The following is an 18627-nucleotide window of genomic DNA, read 5'->3' on the forward strand; positions in this document are numbered from 1 at the left end:
TTTAAAGTTAATACTATCCATTTCTCTTAGAGATGATTTCTTCAGAAACATTCTTTGGAACTTCAGCATAGTTATCAAATAACATACCATAAGTTGCTCTACCTTGAGACATAGATCTTAAGTCAGTAGAGTATCCGAACATTTCAGATAATGGAATCATTGCAGTAACTAGTTTAACACCAGCTCTTTCATCCATAGATTGAACTTGTCCTCTTCTTTTGTTAACGTCACCGATAACATCTCCCATATATTCTTCAGGAGTTTCGATTTCAACTTTCATCATTGGCTCTAAGATAACAGCTTGTGCAGCTGCACTTCTACAACCTTGTTTGAATCCCATAGAAGCAGCTAATTTAAACGCCATTTCAGATGAGTCAACGTCGTGGTAAGAACCATCATAAAGTGTAACTTCAATGTTAACCATTGGATAACCTGCAAGGATACCACCAGCCATTGCTTCTTCACAACCTTTTTGTACAGCTGGAACGTACTCTTTTGGTACAACCCCACCTTTAATTTCGTTGTGGAATAAGAAGTTATCTTCAGAATCTGATGGAAGTGGCTTAATGTCAAGATAAACGTGACCATATTGACCTTTACCACCAGATTGTTTAGCATATTTGTACTCTTGCTTAACAGCATTTTTAATAGTTTCTCTATAAGCAACTTGTGGAGCACCTACTTCAGCTTCAACTTTGAATTCTCTTTTCATTCTATCTACAAGAATCTCAAGGTGTAACTCACCCATTCCTGAAATAATAGTTTGTCCAGACTCTTCATCAGTATTTACTCTGAATGATGGATCCTCTTCTGCTAATTTTCCTAAAGCAATACCCATTTTTTCTTGGTCAGCTTTAGTTTTTGGCTCAACTGCAACAGAGATAACTGGCTCTGGGAATTCCATTCTTTCTAAGATAACTGGATCTTTGTCAGAAGCTAAAGTATCACCTGTAATTGTAGTTTTAAGACCAACTACTGCACCAATTTCACCAGCATAAAGTTCTGAAACTTCTTCTCTGTTATTTGCGTGCATTTTAAGTAATCTTCCGATTCTCTCTTTTTTCATTTTAGTTGAGTTCATTACATAAGTACCAGACTCTAATTGTCCTCTATATACTCTTGTAAATGTTAATTGTCCAACAAATGGGTCAGTCATAATTTTGAATGCTAATGCCGCAACTTCACCATCATCAGTTGAAGGAACGATAACAGCTTCACCATCTTGAGTTTCACCTTTAATATCAGCAACCTCAGTTGGTGCTGGTAAATACATTGCAACAGCGTCAAGTAAAGTTTGAACACCTTTGTTTTTAAATGCAGTACCACAAGTCATTGGAGTAATAGCCATAGCTAAAGTTTGAGCTTTAAGACCAGCAACGATTTCTTCTTCTGATAATTCACCTTCTTCAAAGTATTTTTCCATTAACTCTTCTGAAGACTCAGCAGCAGCTTCAATCATTTTTTCTCTGTATTCTTCTGCTTGATCTAATAATTCAGCTGGAATTTCTTCTTCTGAATATGCAGAACCCATTGCAGCATCATCATCCCAAACAATAGCTTTCATTTTAACTAAATCAACTACACCTCTGAAGTTTTCTTCAGCTCCAATAGGAATTTGAATTGGAACAGGATTAGCTTTTAATCTCTCTCCAACTTGTTTCTCAACATTGAAGAAATCTGCACCAGTTCTATCCATTTTGTTAACAAAAATCATTCTTGGAACACCGTACTTGTTAGCTTGTCTCCAAACTGTTTCAGATTGTGGTTGAACCCCACCAACTGAACAGAATACAGCTACAGCACCATCAAGAACTCTCATAGATCTCTCAACTTCGATTGTGAAGTCAACGTGACCCGGAGTGTCAATGATGTTAATTTGTAGTTGTTCGTTTGTTTTTGGGTGAGGCCAGTTACAAGTTGTAGCAGCAGAAGTAATTGTAATACCTCTTTCTTGCTCTTGCTCCATCCAGTCCATAGTTGCAGCACCCTCGTGAACCTCACCAATTTTGTGAGATACACCAGTATAGAATAAGATTCTTTCTGTTGTTGTTGTTTTTCCTGCATCAATGTGAGCAGCAATACCAATGTTTCTAACTCTGTTAAGTGGTGTTTTTCTAGCCATGAATAATTCCTACCATCTGTAGTGAGCAAATGCTTTGTTAGCTTCTGCCATTCTATGCATATCTTCTTTCTTCTTGAATGATGCACCTCTTTCATTAGCAGCTTCGAATAACTCGTTTGCTAATCTCTCAACCATAGTTCTTTCGTTTCTTTTTCTTGCAGCATCAACTAACCATCTTAATGCTAAAGTTTGTCTTCTTACAGCTCTAACTTCAACAGGAACTTGGTAAGTAGCTCCACCAACTCTTCTAGATTTAACTTCTAAAAGTGGTTTAACATTTTCAATTGCTTTTTCAAATAATTCAATACCAGCTTCTTCACCTCTAGCATCTAAGTTTGCAATTGCACCATACATAATTTTTTGCGCAGTAGATTTTTTACCATCTAACATTACAGTATTAATAAATTTTGTGATCACTTTACTATTGTAGATAGGATCAGCCATTACTTCTCTAACAGGAGCTTTTCTTCTTCTCATTATCTTATCCTTCTACTTATTTCTTTGGCTTTTTAGTACCATATTTAGATCTTGCAACAGTTCTGTTTGCAACACCAGCAGTATCTAAAGCACCTCTAACGATGTGATACTTAACACCAGGTAAATCCTTAACTCTTCCCCCTCTAACTAATACGATAGAGTGTTCTTGTAAGTTGTGACCCTCACCACCGATATATGAGATAACCTCAAATCCAGTTGTTAATCTAACTTTTGCAACTTTTCTTAAAGCCGAGTTAGGTTTCTTTGGTGTAGTTGTATATACTCTTGTACATACTCCTCTTCTTTGTGGACATTTGTCTAAAGCTGGTGATTTAGATTTTTTAATCACCTTTTTTCGCTCTTTTCTAACAAGTTGATTGATAGTAGGCATTTCTTTCCTTATAAAATTTGGTTTGAGCTTTAAAGCGGCTCATGCTTCTCGTCTACTTTGACATATGTTAAGCTACATAATCAAAACGATACTACCATTCTAGGAAACGTTGAGTTTTCTAAAAAAGTCATGGATTATACTTAAGTTAACCTTAAATTAGACTTAGCTTAAACTTTATGCCTTTTGAATTATATGCTAGAAGTATTTCATATAAATTACATATAAAAATGTTAATATTTCAAAAATAAAGAGATTTTATGACTATATTAAATTACAAAAAAATAGGTACTGGTGATATTCCTATTATAGTTTTACATGAGCTTATGGGTTCTTGTGCAAACTATGAATCAATATTTCCATATCTAGATACTACAAAATTCACATACTATTTTACTGACCTTAGAGGTTATGGCTTATCAAAAGATTATAAAGGCGAGTATTCATGCAATGAAGCTTCTAATGATGTAAAGAACCTCATCACTCATTTAAACCTTAGTTCTGTACATATTATTGCTCACTCTATGTCAACAATGATAGCTCAAAAACTTGCTTTACTAGACACTAGAGTTAAACAACTAATTTTAATCACTCCTATTTCAGCAGCTGGTATAAAAATGAAACCAGATGCACAAGCAAAACTACTTGAAAGTATGAAAAAAAATGAAAATCTAATCGAACATGTAGTTGAAAGTGCAAGTAAAAGATATAACCAAGCTTGGAAAGACTATAGAATTAAGATGGGGTATGAAGCTTCAACTTTAGAAGCTAGAACTGGATATATGACTATGTATCTTACAACTGATTTTATAGAAGAAGTAAAAGATATAAAAGTGCCTATAAAAATAATTGTAGGGCATCACGACTTACCTGCTTTTCATAAAAACAATGTAAAAAAACAGTTTGATGGGTATTATAATGATTTTGAGATAATTGAGTGTATGGAAGCAGGACACTATCCTATGATAGAGTGTCCTATATATTTTGCTACAAAAGTAGAAGAGTTTGTTTTAAAAATATAAATTAAAGTTTTGAAGATAAAAACCCATTAAACTCATAAAAGGAAGTCTTATTATTATGACCTCCTTTTTCTACTAATTTCAAAGAAGAGTTCTTAAGTATTTTTGCTGTTTGCTCTACTGCTTGATATGGAACTTCTGTATCATCTTTTGCATGGTGTAAATATACTTTGGTCTTTACATCTCTTATAGAAAAGCCCCAAGCTTTGCTTTGAAGTTTTACTTCTTGACCTAAAGCTTTATTCTCATTACTAAGAGTATCTTTATATCTATGGCTTTTTTTAAACTCTTCATCAAAGATTTCATTGTAAAAGTTAAACATAAAATCACCATTTTGTTTATTGCTTTGTTTAGCAAAGAACTCATAAAATCTTTTTATCTGCTCATAGTTTCCATAACACTTGATAACTTCTTCTTCATTAACTGCAGCCATTGAACTATATACAAAAATGTTTTTTATTCTATTTGAAATCAAAGTATCCAAACAATAACAGTGTAATGCCCCAGCAGAAGTTCCTAAAAGTGAAAATTCTTCTACTTCTAAAGTATCAAGAAGTTTGATTATAATATTTGCATATTCAAGGTAGTTTTCTAACTCTTTATATGTTGAGTTTCCATAACCAACACGGCTTATAACTATTAGTCTTGTCTTTTTTTCTTCATAAAACTTTGCTAACGCATCTTGTTTTATAGTTCCAAAAGTTCCATAAAGCATAACAAGAGTTTTAGAAAAAGAGCTGTTATAATCACTATATTCTAAAAAATGGTCTTTTTCATATTCAAACTTTCTAATAGACAAAACAAACCTTTATTTTAAAGAATATCTTTTAGGAATAAAATACATTACCGTCTCATATATTCCTTCCATATAGTGTCTTAAATAAATATCATACTCAGAACAGATATTTAATATTATCTCTGGAACTTTATACCAGTCTTGAGCCTTATGATAGATACAAACAGCTAAGATAGGTTGATATTCTTTGATAGTATTTGTAGCTCCTATTAGTGCATCTTGTTCTGCACCTTCAATATCTAGTTTAATAAAGTCAACTTTTTGCTGGATAAGATTATCTATAGTATCTATATTTAAAGCTTGGTAATCATGCTCTCCATGATGTTTTATATTACTGTTCTCTTCACTTACTAATTTCTCTTTTCCTAAACCGCAGTTTATAAACTCGATTCTTTCATGGCTTCCAAAATCTCTTTTGGCAATATTTATATGAAGTTCATTTGGTTCTACGCAGTATATTTTTTTATAGTCAGGAAAGTTTTTTATTATAGAAGGAAGAGTATCTCCAACATAAGAGCCACCATCTAAGAATACTATCTCTTTTATATCTGGAATCAACTCTTTATCAAAGTACTGTTCTTCATGGTTATTTGTAAAGCCTTCCATAAACTCTAAATCAAAACTTATTTTAAAGTTTACAACTTTTGTAAAAACCTCTTTTGATTTTTCATCACATAAAGAAGAGTATACTTTTTCATATTTTGATTTATTGTTTTTATAGTCTTCTTCAAAGTCACAGATAAAAGGAGGTTCTTTTAAATCAAAGTTTGAGTACTTATAAAAACTAAGATAGTTTATATTTTCAAAGCCTCTTTTATCAAGCCCTTCTTTTACTTCTAAAGGACTTCCAGTAGAAACAGAAAGAATAAGTGCCTCTTTAGGAACATCTTCTATTTTATAGATAGACTTTTTTCTTGAGCTTTGCACCCTTGTAAAGTCATCAATTACACCATCTACTTCCACATACTTTTGAATAGATTTTGTAAATTTATTAATTCCTAAGATAAACTTTTTTCTAGTTGAAAAGATAAACTCTTCTACTAGCTGTTTATCTTTTGTATTAATATAGTTTTCATCAATAAGATTTTTCATAGAACTAGTTAATTAATGCTTTTAAACTCTTTATTGTAAATAACCTAAGGCTCTCATTTTTTTGAGCTTTAAGTTCGTTTGTAAAACCACTCTTTGAAAATAAAACCACATAATCAGGAATAAGCTCTAACTCTAAACAAAGCTCTTTTAGTTTGTTAATCTCATTACTTTTCATTTTTGAGTTTGTATATTTACAAAGTCCAACTATAACTTTTCCACTAATAGTTTGGGCTAAAAGATCTATTTCTCTTTTTTCATCATCCCAATATCTTCCTATCTCTTCTATCTCATCATCTGAAAAAATCTCTTTTATATACTCATGGCATAACTGTTCAAAAATAAAGTCCATAAACTCTGCTTGATAATTATCAAACTTCTTGAAACACTCATCATAATTCTCTCTTGCTATTCCTTTATATAAAGGAGAAACAAAAGCAAACCAAAATCTTAAAAATGGTGTTGTAAAAAGAAGTTTATCAGCAGATTCATTCTCTTCAAATTGATTTGTTAAAAAGTCCATTGAAGTCTCTTCAGTAATAAACTGTAAATCTTCTAAATCATCAATACAATCAATTGCTTCTTCATAATCTAAATCAGCTCTTTTAAAAGCACTATTGATTCTTCTATCACCTAAAGAAATCCCTGTTAAAATCTTATGAAAAAGTGATGAGTTTTTAGTTTTCTTCTCAATATAGTCATGTATCTCATAATATTCATCTAAAATATGTCTGATAATCAAAGTTCGTAGAGGTTTTGTTAAATCAAGTTTAACATCTAGTCCACCAAATACTGCAAAATAGTTTACTGCTGTTTGCATGTCCTTTGGTTTATTTGTTTCACAAAAGTCTTGAAACTGTTCAATTAGAGTTTTATTAGTTAATATAATAATAAAGCCTTTTTTAAATTTTTTAATTACCGTATTATATCAGATAAATGACATATTATTTTGCTAAAATTATAAAAGATATTTATATTACAAAGTATTCTCTATGAAAAAACATCTACTTGAACAATCAGTTATATTTTTTAGTGTATTAAAATGGGTGCTTCTATCTTCTGCGATTGGAGCTATAATTGGAGCTATAGTTACATTTTTTTTAAATGTTATCCACGAATCAGATAACCTAAAAGAGTTCCTGCCCTTCCCTTCATACTTCTTATTACCCTTTGGTTTAGTTATTACTGTATTTCTTATTAGAACTTATGCGCCAAGTGCTTCAGGTCATGGAACAGAAAAGATTATTGAAGCTGTACATAAAAAAGAAGGGAAAATAGATTTTGCAGTTATTCCTATAAAACTTGTTGCAACTGTTATTACAATCTTCACTGGTGGTTCTGTAGGTAAAGAGGGACCAGGAGCTCAAATTGGTGCAGGTGCTGCTTCTTTTATCTCAAAGCTTGCCAAGTTTTCTGCAAAAGATAGAAAGAAACTTGTAATCTGTGGGATTAGTGCAGGTTTTGCTTCAGTATTTGGAACGCCTATTTCTGGTGCAATTTTTGGTATTGAAGTACTTATTGTTGGTATTATTATGTATGATGTTTTATTACCATCATTTATTGCAGGTTTTGCAGCTTATACAACTGCTAAACTATTAGGAGTTCATTATACTTACTATTTCATGGACTTTATTCCTTTTGATATAACACTTATTTTACAAGTTGCAGTTGCTGGTGTATTTTTTGGTTTGGTTTCATATATGTTTATTATATTTATCAAACAAGCTGAAGTAACTATTGGAGCAATAAAATTAAACCCTTATTTAAAAGCCTTTATTGCTGGTGTTTTTCTTGTAGCTTTATCATTTTTTATTGGAGACCAGTTCTTTGGTTTGGGTCTTGATACTATTTCAAAACTATTTTTCTCAAATCCTGAACTTATAGAAGATATTCCTTGGTATTCTTTTATTGCTAAGACTTTATACACCTCTGTGACTTTAGGAGCAGGAGGAAGTGGTGGAGTTATCACTCCAATATTTTATGTGGGAGCTACAAGTGGACACTTCTTTGGAACACTAGTTGGAGACAATTTAGCACTGTTTGCAGCACTTGGATTTACAAGTGTTTTAGCAGGAGCTACTAATGCTCCTATTGCAGCAACTATTATGGCAGTTGAACTTTTTGGAGTTGATATTGCTCATTATGCAGCTATTAGTGCAGTAATTACCTTCTTACTTACAGGACATAGAAGTGTATTCCCTTCTCAGATTTTAAAGTTCTCAAAATCAGATATGCTAAATATTGATTTTGGAGATAATATAGAACAAAGCAAAATAGATCTAAGTACTAAAAGTAGAACAAAGGTTGAAGACTTTAAAAAGAAATTTAACTGGAGAACAAAAAAATAGATGAACCTAAGATTTGCAACATTTAACCTTTTTCAGTTTTGTGCTCCTCCATTCTCATACTACACAAAAAAAGAGAAGTTTAATCAAGATAAGTGGAATAAAAAAACAGCTTGGATAAAAGAACAAATCACTAAAATGAATTGTGATGTTATAGGTTTCCAAGAAGTATTTTCAAGTAAAGAATTAGAAGAACTTACAAAAGAGTTAGGTTTTGAGTACTTTGTAACTGTTGATGAACCAAGAATTAGTAAAACACATCCAAATATTTATACAAGTACAACTTTAGCTCTTGCTTCAAAATATCCAATAAAAAAAATCTCAGAAGTAAAAGCAAATGGATACAGTCTAAAAAAGTACAACTTCAAAGGAACATTTAGATTTTCAAGAGTTCCAATAAAAGCTTTAATAGAGTTTCCAAACAATTTAGAAATAACAGTTTATGTTAACCATTTTAAATCAAATAGACTAAATGAGTTTGAATATATTTTTACAAAAAAAGATACACTAAAGAATAAAAAAGAGAAAGTAAAAGAGGCTTTAGAAAAAGATTACTCCCCTGCTTTAAAACAAAGACTTTGTGAAACTTCATCTTTATATTATGATTTTAAAAGAACAAAAACGCCTATTGTTTGTCTTTGTGATTTAAATGATAAAGAGTTTTCATTAAGTATTGATGCCCTTACAAATAGAGCTTACCATGAAGACTTAGATAGAAACTTCAATCTACTTCATGATGCTTACTATTTATATGACAAAAAAGTTTATAATCCACATCCAGAACAAAAAGAGATTAAAAGAACTCCTACAAGTTACTATCAATCATATGGAAATGTTATTGACTATATTTTTGTTTCAAAAGAGTTTGATAAAAGATTTAAAAAACATCTTGGGAAAATAAACTCTTATGAAGTTTTTGATAAACACTTACAAGAGAAGCAAGATGGTAGTTTAATTCAAAGTGACCATGCTCCTGTAGTTTGTGAGATCACTTTAAACTCTTAAGCTAGTATATCAAGATAGGCTACTTTTACTAGCTTTTTGATTGTTTTTTAGTAAAGTTGATAAGTGAATTTGCTCTTGTCTATTTATAATCTCACCTTTTAAAAGTTCACCTAAAATAGCTCCAGTACTTCTTTCTAACTTTGAAGCTATAATAGTTATATTTGTATCTTTCTTAAATAGGCTTTTTAGTTTTATTCTATCTTCTAAACTCCATTTTAGACCACTTTTTTTAGCTTTACCACTCTCAAGATTCTTTTGTTCTTTAAGTTTTTGAACCTCATCATAATCCATTTTTGAAACTGCTTTTTTCTCATCACCTTTTTCAAAACTATCTTTTGCTTCATCAATTTTTGTGTCAATTAGTTTTTCAAGTTTTGAACTCATAAGATAGTGAAAGTTTTCACTATCTTTTACAAGGCTCTTCTTTGCTCTTGTAAGTGCTACATAAAAAAGATTGAACTCATCTATTAACTCTTGATTTGATAGTTTTTCTAACTCTTCTTTAAACTGTTTTAGACTATCACAACCTAAATCAAAAATAAGCTCTGCAAAGTTTGGAAAATCATCTGCAACAATTACACTATCCCACTCTAAACCCTTTGCAGTATGAGCTGTAGTTAAAAATAAAATTTCTTCTACTCTTTTTTCAAAGTTATTCATCTTTCTATTTTGCCATGCTTTATAGAACTTAATAGCTATCTCTTTAAATTCAAAAATTCGCTCACTATACTCTTTTACTACTTTGATTGCTGTTCTTAACTCAAAATCATCAACCTCTTTTGCATAAGAAGCTAACTCTTCTTCATCTTTAAAACCTTTTAAAAACTGGTTTCTTCTAATTTGGTCACTTTCATTATTTAGTAAATAATAGACTTCAATACTAAGATTAAATATCTCTTCTGGATTTCTTACAGTTACAAAAGGATTTCTTTGTTCTATTCTTTTTGAAATAACAGAGATAAGTTGAGCATTTGTTCTTGATACATAGCCATGACTTTTTATCTCTTTTGTTTTTGAGTTTGGATTTAAGTGAGATTGAATACTTACTTTTTCATTTTTAAAAGTTTGTAAAAGAGTATTTGCATAAGAAGCAATCTCTTCGTTGAATCTAAAACTTTGAGATAAGAAAAGTTCTTTATCACAAGAGATTTTATCAAGGGCATTTTTACTTCCCCTAAAAGAATAAATCTGCTGATGTCTATCTCCAACATATACTTTAACCTTAGAACTAAGTGCTTCAAAAATACCTAAAGTCACTTCATTTGTATCTTGTGCCTCATCAAGCATCACAATATCATACTCAAATTGAGGGATTTGCTCTTTTGATATAAGAAGATAGTAATACTTTAAATAAAAACTATGAGTAGGTTTTAAAACACCAATTAGCATTTGGTCAAACATCTTTTTTGCAGTTTTATGCTCAGTGTCATCTTTTGAGATTTCATTTTGAGTATTATTACAAAAATTTTCAAATATTCTTAGTGCACTAACTGCTTGTGTGTATGGTATTTCAAACTCATTTGCGATATCAATTGCACGATAATTTACAAGTGAGTTTAAATCTATTTGTGTATATTTTTTGATTGCAGAGTACGCAAGTCCGTGAGTTGTTTTTACATTTGTATTATTTGGGAAAATTGAGCTTGCTTCATTTTTAATTGCACTATTAAATGCTAGGTATAAAATCTTTTTATCACTATACTCATTTGCAACCTCTTTTAAAGTAGTTGTTTTACCCGTACCTGCGAAGGCATTTATCTTTATGTTTTTATTTCTACTAACAGCTTTTATAATATCTTTTTGTTCTTTGGTTAAATTCATAAAGGAATAGTATCTAAATATTTACAAGAGTAAATAAAGTATTACATTTTGCAATTTTGTAAAAATGCATTTAAAGAGTTTGCAAACTTCTGTGCATCTTTTTGAGTAAAGGCACTTGGTCCTTTTGTTATTTCACCACTATCACGTATCTCTTGCATTAGGTTTCTAACTGCTAGACACTCTTTTATATTATCTTCTGTGTACTCTAAACCTCTGTGGTCTATTGCATGGGCTTGTTTTTCAATAGTTCTAGAAGCTAAGGGAATATCAGCAGTAATAACTAAATCACCTTCTTGTAAAAGCTCAACTATTTTGTTATCAGCTTCATCAGCGCCTTGGTCTACTACCATATAAGTGATATTTGAAGATTTACCAATATTGATTTTTTTGTTTGCTATTACAAGAGTTTTTAAACCTAACTTTTCTATTGCTCTTAAAAGAATAGGTTTTAAAAGGTTAGGAAAAGCATCACCATCTACATATAAAGTCATTATAAAATCTCTTTTACTCTTCCTACTTGTCCATCTTCTAACTGAACTTTTATTCCATGTGGGTGATATGAAGAGTTTGTTAAAAGCTTTTTTACTACACCTTGTGTAAGTTTATTTGTTCTTTGATCTTTTTTCAAAACGATATTAACTTTTAATCCTATGTCAATATCGTCTCTTTCTTTTGGGTCTCTTATCATCTATTTAGCTTCGTAAGCTAAAGCTTTTTTAGCCTCATCTAAATGGTAAAAGAAAAATGCTTTAAAAGCAAAAGTTACTTTAGTTTTCTTTTCAACACTTGTATCTAAGATAGGAAAAGAGAAAGACTCACCTGAATCTTTTGATTCAAAAGTCACAGTAGTTGGCTTTAAAGTTTTAATCATATTCATTACAACTTTATACTCTTTTGGGTTGATTCCATCTAACATATCACCAACTTTTTCTTCTCTTCTTATTGAGTCAAAAAGCGTTGTAAAAGTATCTTTGAATAAAGATTTGCTTAATGAAATTCTTACTTTACTTGTATGAAAAGCACCACTTTTATTTAATAAAGGGTTTGGTTTAATATCTCTTATCTCTTCTAATGCAGTTAAAAAAAAGTTCTTCCCACCTAAAGTTTCACAATACTCTTTAAACTGAGAGCTTAACTCTTCTTTTGTTTTAGTATCTAATTTATTAAAATCCATGATTGTCCTATGTAATATATTAGCGTAAGTATATCTAAAATTCTTAGCAATTAATTTGCTAATTGATTTTTTCTAAAGAGTTTTCTTTTAATCTATAAATTGTAGGAGCTAGACTTTCAATAAATGATTTATGATGAGAAACTATTATCATTGATTTTTTTATACTGTTCAAAATATTTACTATTTTCTTTTCTGCCTCTTCATCTAAAGCATTTGTAGGTTCATCAAGTAATAAAATCTTTGGTTTAGTAATTAAAATACTAGCAAGGGCTACTATTTTTTGTTCACCTCCGCTTAAATCATAAATAGTTCTATTTTCTAAATGCTCAATCTCTAACTCTTTTAAAATCTCAAAAGCTTTGCTATAAGCTTCATCTTTTTTTATCCCCTTTGCTCTTAGATTAAACATTACATCTTCAATTACTGTAGGACATAAAAAAAAGTCATTTACATCTTGAGGTAAGTATCCAATATCAGACCTATATTTTCTAAAGTCTTTTAGTTTTTCCATTTTATCATGGAATAAAAATACCTCACCCTCTTTTGGTTTTATAAGTCCTGCAACAATTTTTAAAAAAGAGCTCTTACCACTTCCATTTGAACCAACAATTGCTATTTTTTCTTCATGGGAAACATTTAAAGTAATATCTTGAAAAAGTACTCTTTCATTTATCTCATAGGATACATTTTTTACATTTATTGAGCAACTCATACAATAAACCTTTTTATATAAATAAGTGTGATTAAGAATATTAGTATTAAATCATAATAAGAGATTTTAATGGTATTTATAAGGTATATTCTACCATGAAAACCTCTTAGGTTAAAAGTTTGCTCTAAAGCTTGGGCTTTTCTTATAGATTTAACAAAAATATGTCCAAATAGATTTCCATAAGTTTCGTATGCAAAAAGTGAAGAGTTAGCTTTAAAACCTCTAGCCTTTAAAGTCTGTCTTATTGTTTTTAATTCATCACTTAAAACTTGTATCATTTTTAGAGTAAAGTATATTGAACTAACAACTCTTTTTGGAAATCTCAAATCATTTAAAGCTCTTACAATATCATAACCACTAGAACGAAAGAATAATGCAATATTAAAAGCTATAATCATATTTGTTCGTAAGTAGATATTTAAGGCTTCTTCTAAAGAAGTTTGTAAAAGTAAAACTATAAAAATCATCACAATAAAAATATTAAGTAAAACAACTCTTTTTAATATTTGAAAAAAGTTTTTATATTCACAAAATAAAACATAAGCTAAAGGAAGGAAATAAAGAATTTCAACATTTGAAAAACTAATAAAAATCGAATAAAAAATTGCAGCTACAAAACTAGCAGTAGGAGAAAGACTTATCATCTTTTAATTCTTTTTAAACCTATAAAAATTAAGATTATTAAAGCAATTGCAATAATAGATGACAAAAGTGAGTTTTCACTTTTTACCTTGGCTTTTTTATCTTTTGCTTCTGTTAAGGCATTAGCTATTTTCCCTTTAGTAGAGTGTCCACCTATACCTTCAACTTTTACATAAGTTACGTTTTCATAATCTTTCAAAAAGTATTCACCCTTTTCGTTAGTTTTTAAAGTTTTTAGTAATATCTGTTTTGAATCAAAAAGCTCTAACTTACAGTTTTTACATGGACTACCAGAGTTAAAATAAGAGTATATATAAAGTTTGTCTTCTTCATAATCTAAAAATAGGTTTAGCTTATGGGCGAACAAACTTAATGATAAAAAACATAAAAAGAGAGCTATTCTCAAACTTTTGCCTCGTCTAACAAATCAGGAATTGATTTTTTTAAATAGTTTATTAAAAATAGCGTTACTAAACCTTCTATAAACATAGCTGGAACATTTGCTAAAAATACTGTGTAAGATGCGTATAAATACTCTTCTTTTGATAAAGCCAATATTAAAGCTAATAATAAAGTAGATAGTAAAACTGCTAAGAATCCTATCATAAAATATTTTAGTTTTTCTGGAAATATATTTAACAATTGCATTTTTGATGCTAAATATATTAGGTATGCAGGTAAGGACATAATAATTAAGTTTGCACCTAAAGAGCTAATTCCACCATATCCTAAAAGTGTTGCTTGTAAAAGAAGTGCTATAAAAATAGCAAGGAATACTTGAGCTCCTAAAACAATACCTATTATTCCAATAAGTATTAAATGTATTTGGACAAAACCTAATGGAATATGTACAAAAGAAGCTATAAAAAATAGTGCAGACATAGCTGAAACTATAGCTATATTTTTGTTTTTTAAATCCTTAAAAGATAAGGCTAAAAGACCAACTGTTATTACAGCTGTTCCAATAGCTACTTCACTTGTCAAAATTCCATCAGAGATATGCATTTTTAGTAAGCCTTAATCCAAATTAATGCACCATTTTCAATAGGATACATTTTTCCTTTATACTCTTTTTCACCCTCTTCTATAAGTGCAGCAAATCCCCACCAACCTTTATGGTTCATAGCAAAAGAGAAGTTACCATTTTCATCTGTTTTAACAACTTGAGTAATATGAGTATCACTTGGTGCTTTTAATCCAAACTCATTATAAAGTTCAACTTCTACTTCTACATTACTTGCAGGTTTACCATTGTGTAAAACTTTTCCTGAAAAGATATTTCCTGCATATAAAGCAAATGGCTTTGTTGTTGGAATAATCTCATATTTTAATCCAAGTGGCTCGTCCCAACCATCTTCCATTCCATATGCTGAAATAATTGACTTTGGTACATGAGAAATATATTTCCCTTCATCAGGCTCAAAATATGGTTCTGGTTGAACAAAGAACTGATAAACACCAGGTCTTTTTATCTTATATGAAGTCTCCCAAGCTTTGTGCTCAAACTTTGTAGTTTCACTTAAAGGTAGTTCCTCTTTTTTATTTCCTAGATAAATCCCAAAAGGTTTTTCCATCGTCATACCAGTTTGCTCAAAAGGATGTATAAACATGGCATCAAACTTTATATTTGATTCTTTCTTAGAGTTAACATTGTCTGTTGATGGTAAAAATGTCAAAAAGTGTGCATTTGCAATTGTAGCTGCAGCGATTGCTAAAGTTGAAATAAGTTTTTTCAAGATATGCCTTTCATTTTTAGAAATTATATTTATAAGGCAGTTATAGAAGAATAAATTTTAGAGATTCTTATGTACTTTATGAACTAATTATTATAACTTGCAATTGCTACAATTAAAGCTTGCAATCCTAAAACAATCCAAAGAATCTTATTTGAGTTTTCATCAAACCATTTATTAAATTTCTGAAAGGGTGTCATAAAGTCTATTTTATAAAAGTAGCACTTAAAAAGTGCTACTTCTTTATATAATAAATAGTGCTAAAAGAACAAGTCCCGCTAAATAAATAGCTCCAAAGATTGCTCCTAACATCCACCATTTTGCCTGAGATATATACCCAGCTCCATACCATATAGGTGATGGTCCTGTTGCATATGGTGTTAAAATTCCCATTAAACCTAAAGACCCAACTAATAATAGTGCTAAAGAGTGAACCATATCAGCTGGAATAAGATTTACACCAATTCCAATAAATAAAGGTAAAAGTGCTACAACGTGTGCAGTAACACTTGCAAATAAATAGTGGAATAAGAAGAATAAAACGACAAGAACTAATACTACTATTGAAGGAGATAATCCTTCAAGCCAAGTAGAGATTAATCCTGCTGCCCAATCTAAATATCCTACTTTTTTAAGACCCCCGGCCATTGCAACTAAAGTAGCAAACCAAATAAATACATTGATTGCAGCTTTATTTGTAATTACGTCTTCCCATGAAATTACATTTGTTAAAACTAATAAACATAATACAGAGATAGCCGCAACTGTACTATTTACACCAATTTGTTTACCAAATATCCATAATACTAAAGCTAAAACCCCAAGTCCAAGCATGATTAACTCTTTTTGAGTAATTGAACCCATTTTTTTAAGCTCTTCTGCTGCCCAAGCTGGTGCTTCAGGAGAGTGTTTTTGTTCTGGTGGATAAATAAGGTATGCTAAATATGGTACTAATAAAAACAGTGGAATCATTACTATTGCTAGTGTTGAAAACCATTGTCCCCAAGTAATAACTATATCAGCATTTTTTTCAACTAAAGAAACTGCTAAAAGGTTTGGAGCTAGTGCTGTTAAGAACATTGAACTAGTTACACAAGTAGCTGCAATAGCAACCCATGAAATATATGCTCCTAATTTTCTAGGTTCGTTTTCTGGTGTTGAATTGAACATCTGAGGAATATTAATTGCAATTGGAAAAATTGTACCTGCACTTCTAGCAGTATTTGAAGGCATAAATGGAGATAAAATTCCATCTGCAAATGCCACTGCGTAACCTAAACCTAAAGAAGTTTTCCCTAGTTTTTTTACTAATAATAAAGCAATTCTTTTTCCAAGACCACTTTTTTTATAACCAAGTGCAAACATAAATGCAGCAAAGATAAGCCAGATAACTCCATTTGAGAAACCACTTAATGCCCAGTCTCTACTCGCTTTTGCACTATCACTTACTAATCCAAAAGTAGCACTAAATGCAACACCTACTAATCCAATCATTGCTGCTGGAATAGGTTCTAAAATTAAACCTACAATTACACCAATAAATACTGCGAAAAAGTAATGAGCATTTGTTGTAAGACCTTCGGGAGTTGGAAGTATAGCAATAAAGATTGCAACTAAAATGGGTAAAGCCATTTTCATTTTGTTAGATAACATAATTAACTCCTTCTTATTATAATTATGTAATATATTTATAATTATTGCACGTTTTTACTTTTATTATATTTAATTTTAATGTTGTAATTAGAGGTATTTCTTAAGTTATTTAGTAGTTTTGTAAAATGAGCATAGGAATATATTCCTATACTATTTTATTAATTTGGTAAAAGTTTTACAGGAACGATTTGGAACTCTTCCATATTCCAAACATTGTTTTGTACATATGGTTCATTTGATAGCCACTCATTGATTTCATCATCATTTTCAAAATCAACATATAAAGTTGAACCCACCATTTGATCTTCTTCAATTAAAGCACCAGCTTTAATCACTTTACCCTCAGCCATTAATTTCTTTGTACCTTCAATATGTGCATCTCTTACTTCAAGTCTTTTCTCTAAAGCACCCTCATTATCATATGCTATTACTAAGTATTGCATCTGGACTCCTTCTTTTTTAAAAGTATATCATTTTATGATTACTAAATTATTAAAATAGTATCCTTGCATATAGTCACACCCTAGTTTTTTTGCTAATTGATAATCCTCTTCGGTCTCTATACCTTCAATAATAGACTTCTGACCATTTTTATTTATTGTTCTAAGAAGTCCTTCAAGATAAAATATATAGTTTTTATTTGATGCTATTTGTCTTAAAAATGATTTGTCTATTTTAATATACTTACTTTGACCCATTAAAAAGAAAGAAAACATTGAACCATCTTGTCCAAAATCATCAAGAGCAGAATCTATATTTTTATTCTTTAGCCATTGACTAAATTGACGAATTATATCTGCACTCTTTTCATCATCACTTCCATTTTCTGTAATCTCAACAACAATTCTATTTTTATGTAGGTTTAAGAAATTTTCCCAATACTCTTTTTGGACAATTGTATTTACAATATCAGCATCAAAATTTAAAAATAATTTTTTATCCATATCGAAACATTCAACTTGTAACTCTTTATTTCTTCTTTCTAATTCGAAAAAAAGCATATTATTATGATGTAATTTTCTAAAAATTTCTTCTGTACTTATAATATCTTCTTTAATTTCAAACTTTGAAAGTGCTTCATAGGCGTATATAGAGTTATCAGTTGTTGAAATTATTGGTTCATATTTTGTTCTATATTTTGCATTTTTTATCAGGTATTTAAATTCTTGTGTATTCATGGATAAATAATATCCATATTATTCTTAATCTTTATTAATAGTGATTATCAATTTTATAAATTAAAATAATTTGTTGCGATTAGAAATGTTATTGGATAGATTACTACATTTGCATATCTAAACAATAAGCCTATTCTAATATTAGGCATAATATCTTCAAGGGTTGTATTTTCATTAATTTTAGACATAATATTAAGTTTAAATGCAATATCCAAAAACTTGATACCCACAATACTTAACATCCAAAATGAGTTGTTCTGTAAATATATTACTAAAAATATTGAATAAATAAAACTAAAATTTAATAAGAAAAATAAGAAGATATTGTATCTATATACTTTGTAGTTATTTAGTAAGATTCCATGTATAGAGTTAGCTTTTTGCCAATTTGTTTCAAATAATTCAATAGCAATAAAAATGAAAAAAAGTGAAAGTATATCCATCTTTATACACCATTAGGGCAAAAGCCCTAT

22 protein-coding genes are annotated in these 18627 nt (G+C 30.0%); 3 read left to right on the plus strand and 19 right to left on the minus strand.

From position 1 onward, the window contains the following. Positions 1–13: 13 nt before the first annotated feature. Genes fusA through rpsL form a run of 3 tightly spaced genes read right to left on the minus strand, consistent with a single transcriptional unit; the run spans position 14 to position 2990 of the window. Positions 14–2122, minus strand: a complete 2109-nt coding sequence (gene fusA / locus CRV02_RS09040) for an elongation factor G (RefSeq protein WP_129090063.1) — start codon at positions 2120–2122, stop codon at positions 14–16. Positions 2123–2131: 9 nt separating this feature from the next. Further along, positions 2132–2599, minus strand: a complete 468-nt coding sequence (gene rpsG / locus CRV02_RS09045; RefSeq protein ID WP_129084785.1) for a 30S ribosomal protein S7 — start codon at positions 2597–2599, stop codon at positions 2132–2134. 16 nt (positions 2600–2615) lie between these two features. After that, the gene (gene rpsL, locus CRV02_RS09050) at positions 2616–2990 is read right to left on the minus strand and encodes a 30S ribosomal protein S12 (protein WP_129062302.1); all 375 of its coding nucleotides are present in this window, start codon (positions 2988–2990) and stop codon (positions 2616–2618) included. 257 nt (positions 2991–3247) lie between these two features. Here rpsL and CRV02_RS09055 point away from each other — a divergent pair, with 257 nt between their 5' ends. Beyond that, the gene (locus tag CRV02_RS09055; protein ID WP_129090064.1) at positions 3248–4009 is read left to right on the plus strand and encodes an alpha/beta fold hydrolase; all 762 of its coding nucleotides are present in this window, start codon (positions 3248–3250) and stop codon (positions 4007–4009) included. Between the two features lies 1 nt (position 4010). Here the strand turns inward: CRV02_RS09055 and CRV02_RS09060 are convergent, their stop codons facing one another. From CRV02_RS09060 to CRV02_RS09070, 3 genes are read right to left on the minus strand one after another with little or no spacing between them, the layout of a single operon-like run. Then, complete coding sequence (locus CRV02_RS09060; RefSeq protein ID WP_129090065.1) at positions 4011–4805, minus strand: alpha/beta fold hydrolase; 795 nt, start codon at positions 4803–4805, stop codon at positions 4011–4013. Between the two features lie 9 nt (positions 4806–4814). After that, a complete protein-coding gene (locus CRV02_RS09065; protein ID WP_129090066.1) occupies positions 4815–5894 on the minus strand; it encodes an FkbM family methyltransferase in 1080 nt (359 codons plus the stop codon). A 4-nt stretch (positions 5895–5898) separates the two neighbouring features. Further along, positions 5899–6711: a DUF234 domain-containing protein gene (locus tag CRV02_RS09070; RefSeq protein WP_129090067.1), complete on the minus strand. Its 813-nt coding sequence runs from the start codon at positions 6709–6711 to the stop codon at positions 5899–5901. A 172-nt stretch (positions 6712–6883) separates the two neighbouring features. On the opposite strand from CRV02_RS09070, the gene CRV02_RS09075 reads away from it, so the two are divergent. Together CRV02_RS09075 and CRV02_RS09080 are read left to right on the plus strand one after the other, a co-directional pair. Further along, positions 6884–8239 (plus strand): chloride channel protein, encoded by a 1356-nt coding sequence (locus CRV02_RS09075; protein ID WP_129084790.1) that lies wholly within the window; start codon positions 6884–6886, stop codon positions 8237–8239. Then, positions 8240–9241, plus strand: coding sequence for an endonuclease/exonuclease/phosphatase family protein (locus CRV02_RS09080; protein ID WP_129090068.1), 1002 nt, complete (start codon positions 8240–8242; stop codon positions 9239–9241). Positions 9242–9250: 9 nt separating this feature from the next. Here CRV02_RS09080 and CRV02_RS09085 read toward each other — a convergent pair whose 3' ends face one another. From CRV02_RS09085 to CRV02_RS09145, 13 genes are all read right to left on the minus strand, one after another. Further along, on the minus strand, positions 9251–11062 hold the full coding sequence (locus tag CRV02_RS09085; protein WP_129090069.1) for a UvrD-helicase domain-containing protein: 1812 nt from the start codon (positions 11060–11062) through the stop codon (positions 9251–9253). A 41-nt stretch (positions 11063–11103) separates the two neighbouring features. Beyond that, the gene (locus tag CRV02_RS09090) at positions 11104–11553 is read right to left on the minus strand and encodes a YaiI/YqxD family protein (RefSeq protein WP_258239275.1); all 450 of its coding nucleotides are present in this window, start codon (positions 11551–11553) and stop codon (positions 11104–11106) included. Continuing rightward, positions 11553–11750 (minus strand): YwbE family protein, encoded by a 198-nt coding sequence (locus CRV02_RS09095; protein WP_129090071.1) that lies wholly within the window; start codon positions 11748–11750, stop codon positions 11553–11555. The genes CRV02_RS09090 and CRV02_RS09095 overlap by 1 nt, the downstream gene beginning before the upstream one ends. Continuing rightward, entirely contained in the window at positions 11751–12236 is a 486-nt protein-coding gene (locus CRV02_RS09100; protein WP_129090072.1) for a hypothetical protein, read from the minus strand. A 58-nt stretch (positions 12237–12294) separates the two neighbouring features. Then, positions 12295–12948: an energy-coupling factor ABC transporter ATP-binding protein gene (locus CRV02_RS09105; protein ID WP_129090073.1), complete on the minus strand. Its 654-nt coding sequence runs from the start codon at positions 12946–12948 to the stop codon at positions 12295–12297. After that, positions 12945–13592 carry an energy-coupling factor transporter transmembrane protein EcfT gene (locus CRV02_RS09110; protein ID WP_129090074.1) on the minus strand — a complete coding sequence of 216 codons (648 nt, stop codon included), beginning with the start codon at positions 13590–13592 and terminating at the stop codon, positions 12945–12947. The genes CRV02_RS09105 and CRV02_RS09110 overlap by 4 nt, the downstream gene beginning before the upstream one ends. After that, positions 13589–13996, minus strand: coding sequence for a hypothetical protein (locus CRV02_RS09115; protein ID WP_129090075.1), 408 nt, complete (start codon positions 13994–13996; stop codon positions 13589–13591). Before CRV02_RS09115 ends, CRV02_RS09110 begins: the two co-directional genes overlap by 4 nt. Continuing rightward, the gene (gene cbiM / locus CRV02_RS09120; protein ID WP_129090076.1) at positions 13993–14595 is read right to left on the minus strand and encodes a cobalt transporter CbiM; all 603 of its coding nucleotides are present in this window, start codon (positions 14593–14595) and stop codon (positions 13993–13995) included. Before cbiM ends, CRV02_RS09115 begins: the two co-directional genes overlap by 4 nt. 2 nt (positions 14596–14597) lie before the next feature. Continuing rightward, on the minus strand, positions 14598–15326 hold the full coding sequence (locus tag CRV02_RS09125; RefSeq protein WP_129090077.1) for a DUF4198 domain-containing protein: 729 nt from the start codon (positions 15324–15326) through the stop codon (positions 14598–14600). Between the two features lie 240 nt (positions 15327–15566). Next, positions 15567–16976 (minus strand): DASS family sodium-coupled anion symporter, encoded by a 1410-nt coding sequence (locus tag CRV02_RS09130; protein WP_129090078.1) that lies wholly within the window; start codon positions 16974–16976, stop codon positions 15567–15569. Positions 16977–17134: 158 nt separating this feature from the next. Further along, positions 17135–17419 carry a YciI family protein gene (locus tag CRV02_RS09135; RefSeq protein WP_129090079.1) on the minus strand — a complete coding sequence of 95 codons (285 nt, stop codon included), beginning with the start codon at positions 17417–17419 and terminating at the stop codon, positions 17135–17137. 27 nt (positions 17420–17446) lie between these two features. Next, complete coding sequence (locus CRV02_RS09140; RefSeq protein ID WP_129090080.1) at positions 17447–18154, minus strand: EAL domain-containing protein; 708 nt, start codon at positions 18152–18154, stop codon at positions 17447–17449. Positions 18155–18207: 53 nt separating this feature from the next. Beyond that, on the minus strand, positions 18208–18597 hold the full coding sequence (locus CRV02_RS09145; RefSeq protein WP_129090081.1) for a hypothetical protein: 390 nt from the start codon (positions 18595–18597) through the stop codon (positions 18208–18210). Positions 18598–18627 lie beyond the last annotated feature (30 nt).

The sequence above is a fragment of the Arcobacter sp. CECT 8989 genome, from assembly GCF_004116715.1.
Taxonomy (GTDB): Bacteria; Campylobacterota; Campylobacteria; order Campylobacterales; family Arcobacteraceae; genus Halarcobacter.

Coding starts and splice junctions, on each gene's coding strand:
- cbiM (WP_129090076.1), bottom strand. CDS start 14,595: ATGCATATCTCTGATGGAATTTTGACAAGTGAAGTAGCTATTGGAACA.
- CRV02_RS09090 (WP_258239275.1), bottom strand. CDS start 11,553: ATGACTTTATATGTAGATGGTGATGCTTTTCCTAACCTTTTAAAACCT.
- CRV02_RS09105 (WP_129090073.1), bottom strand. CDS start 12,948: ATGAGTTGCTCAATAAATGTAAAAAATGTATCCTATGAGATAAATGAA.
- CRV02_RS09135 (WP_129090079.1), bottom strand. CDS start 17,419: ATGCAATACTTAGTAATAGCATATGATAATGAGGGTGCTTTAGAGAAA.
- CRV02_RS09110 (WP_129090074.1), bottom strand. CDS start 13,592: ATGATAAGTCTTTCTCCTACTGCTAGTTTTGTAGCTGCAATTTTTTAT.
- CRV02_RS09130 (WP_129090078.1), bottom strand. CDS start 16,976: ATGTTATCTAACAAAATGAAAATGGCTTTACCCATTTTAGTTGCAATC.
- fusA (WP_129090063.1), bottom strand. CDS start 2,122: ATGGCTAGAAAAACACCACTTAACAGAGTTAGAAACATTGGTATTGCT.
- CRV02_RS09065 (WP_129090066.1), bottom strand. CDS start 5,894: ATGAAAAATCTTATTGATGAAAACTATATTAATACAAAAGATAAACAG.
- rpsG (WP_129084785.1), bottom strand. CDS start 2,599: ATGAGAAGAAGAAAAGCTCCTGTTAGAGAAGTAATGGCTGATCCTATC.
- CRV02_RS09085 (WP_129090069.1), bottom strand. CDS start 11,062: ATGAATTTAACCAAAGAACAAAAAGATATTATAAAAGCTGTTAGTAGA.
- CRV02_RS09140 (WP_129090080.1), bottom strand. CDS start 18,154: ATGAATACACAAGAATTTAAATACCTGATAAAAAATGCAAAATATAGA.
- CRV02_RS09145 (WP_129090081.1), bottom strand. CDS start 18,597: ATGGATATACTTTCACTTTTTTTCATTTTTATTGCTATTGAATTATTT.
- CRV02_RS09080 (WP_129090068.1), top strand. CDS start 8,240: ATGAACCTAAGATTTGCAACATTTAACCTTTTTCAGTTTTGTGCTCCT.
- CRV02_RS09075 (WP_129084790.1), top strand. CDS start 6,884: ATGAAAAAACATCTACTTGAACAATCAGTTATATTTTTTAGTGTATTA.
- CRV02_RS09095 (WP_129090071.1), bottom strand. CDS start 11,750: ATGATAAGAGACCCAAAAGAAAGAGACGATATTGACATAGGATTAAAA.
- rpsL (WP_129062302.1), bottom strand. CDS start 2,990: ATGCCTACTATCAATCAACTTGTTAGAAAAGAGCGAAAAAAGGTGATT.
- CRV02_RS09070 (WP_129090067.1), bottom strand. CDS start 6,711: ATGCAAACAGCAGTAAACTATTTTGCAGTATTTGGTGGACTAGATGTT.
- CRV02_RS09100 (WP_129090072.1), bottom strand. CDS start 12,236: ATGGATTTTAATAAATTAGATACTAAAACAAAAGAAGAGTTAAGCTCT.
- CRV02_RS09055 (WP_129090064.1), top strand. CDS start 3,248: ATGACTATATTAAATTACAAAAAAATAGGTACTGGTGATATTCCTATT.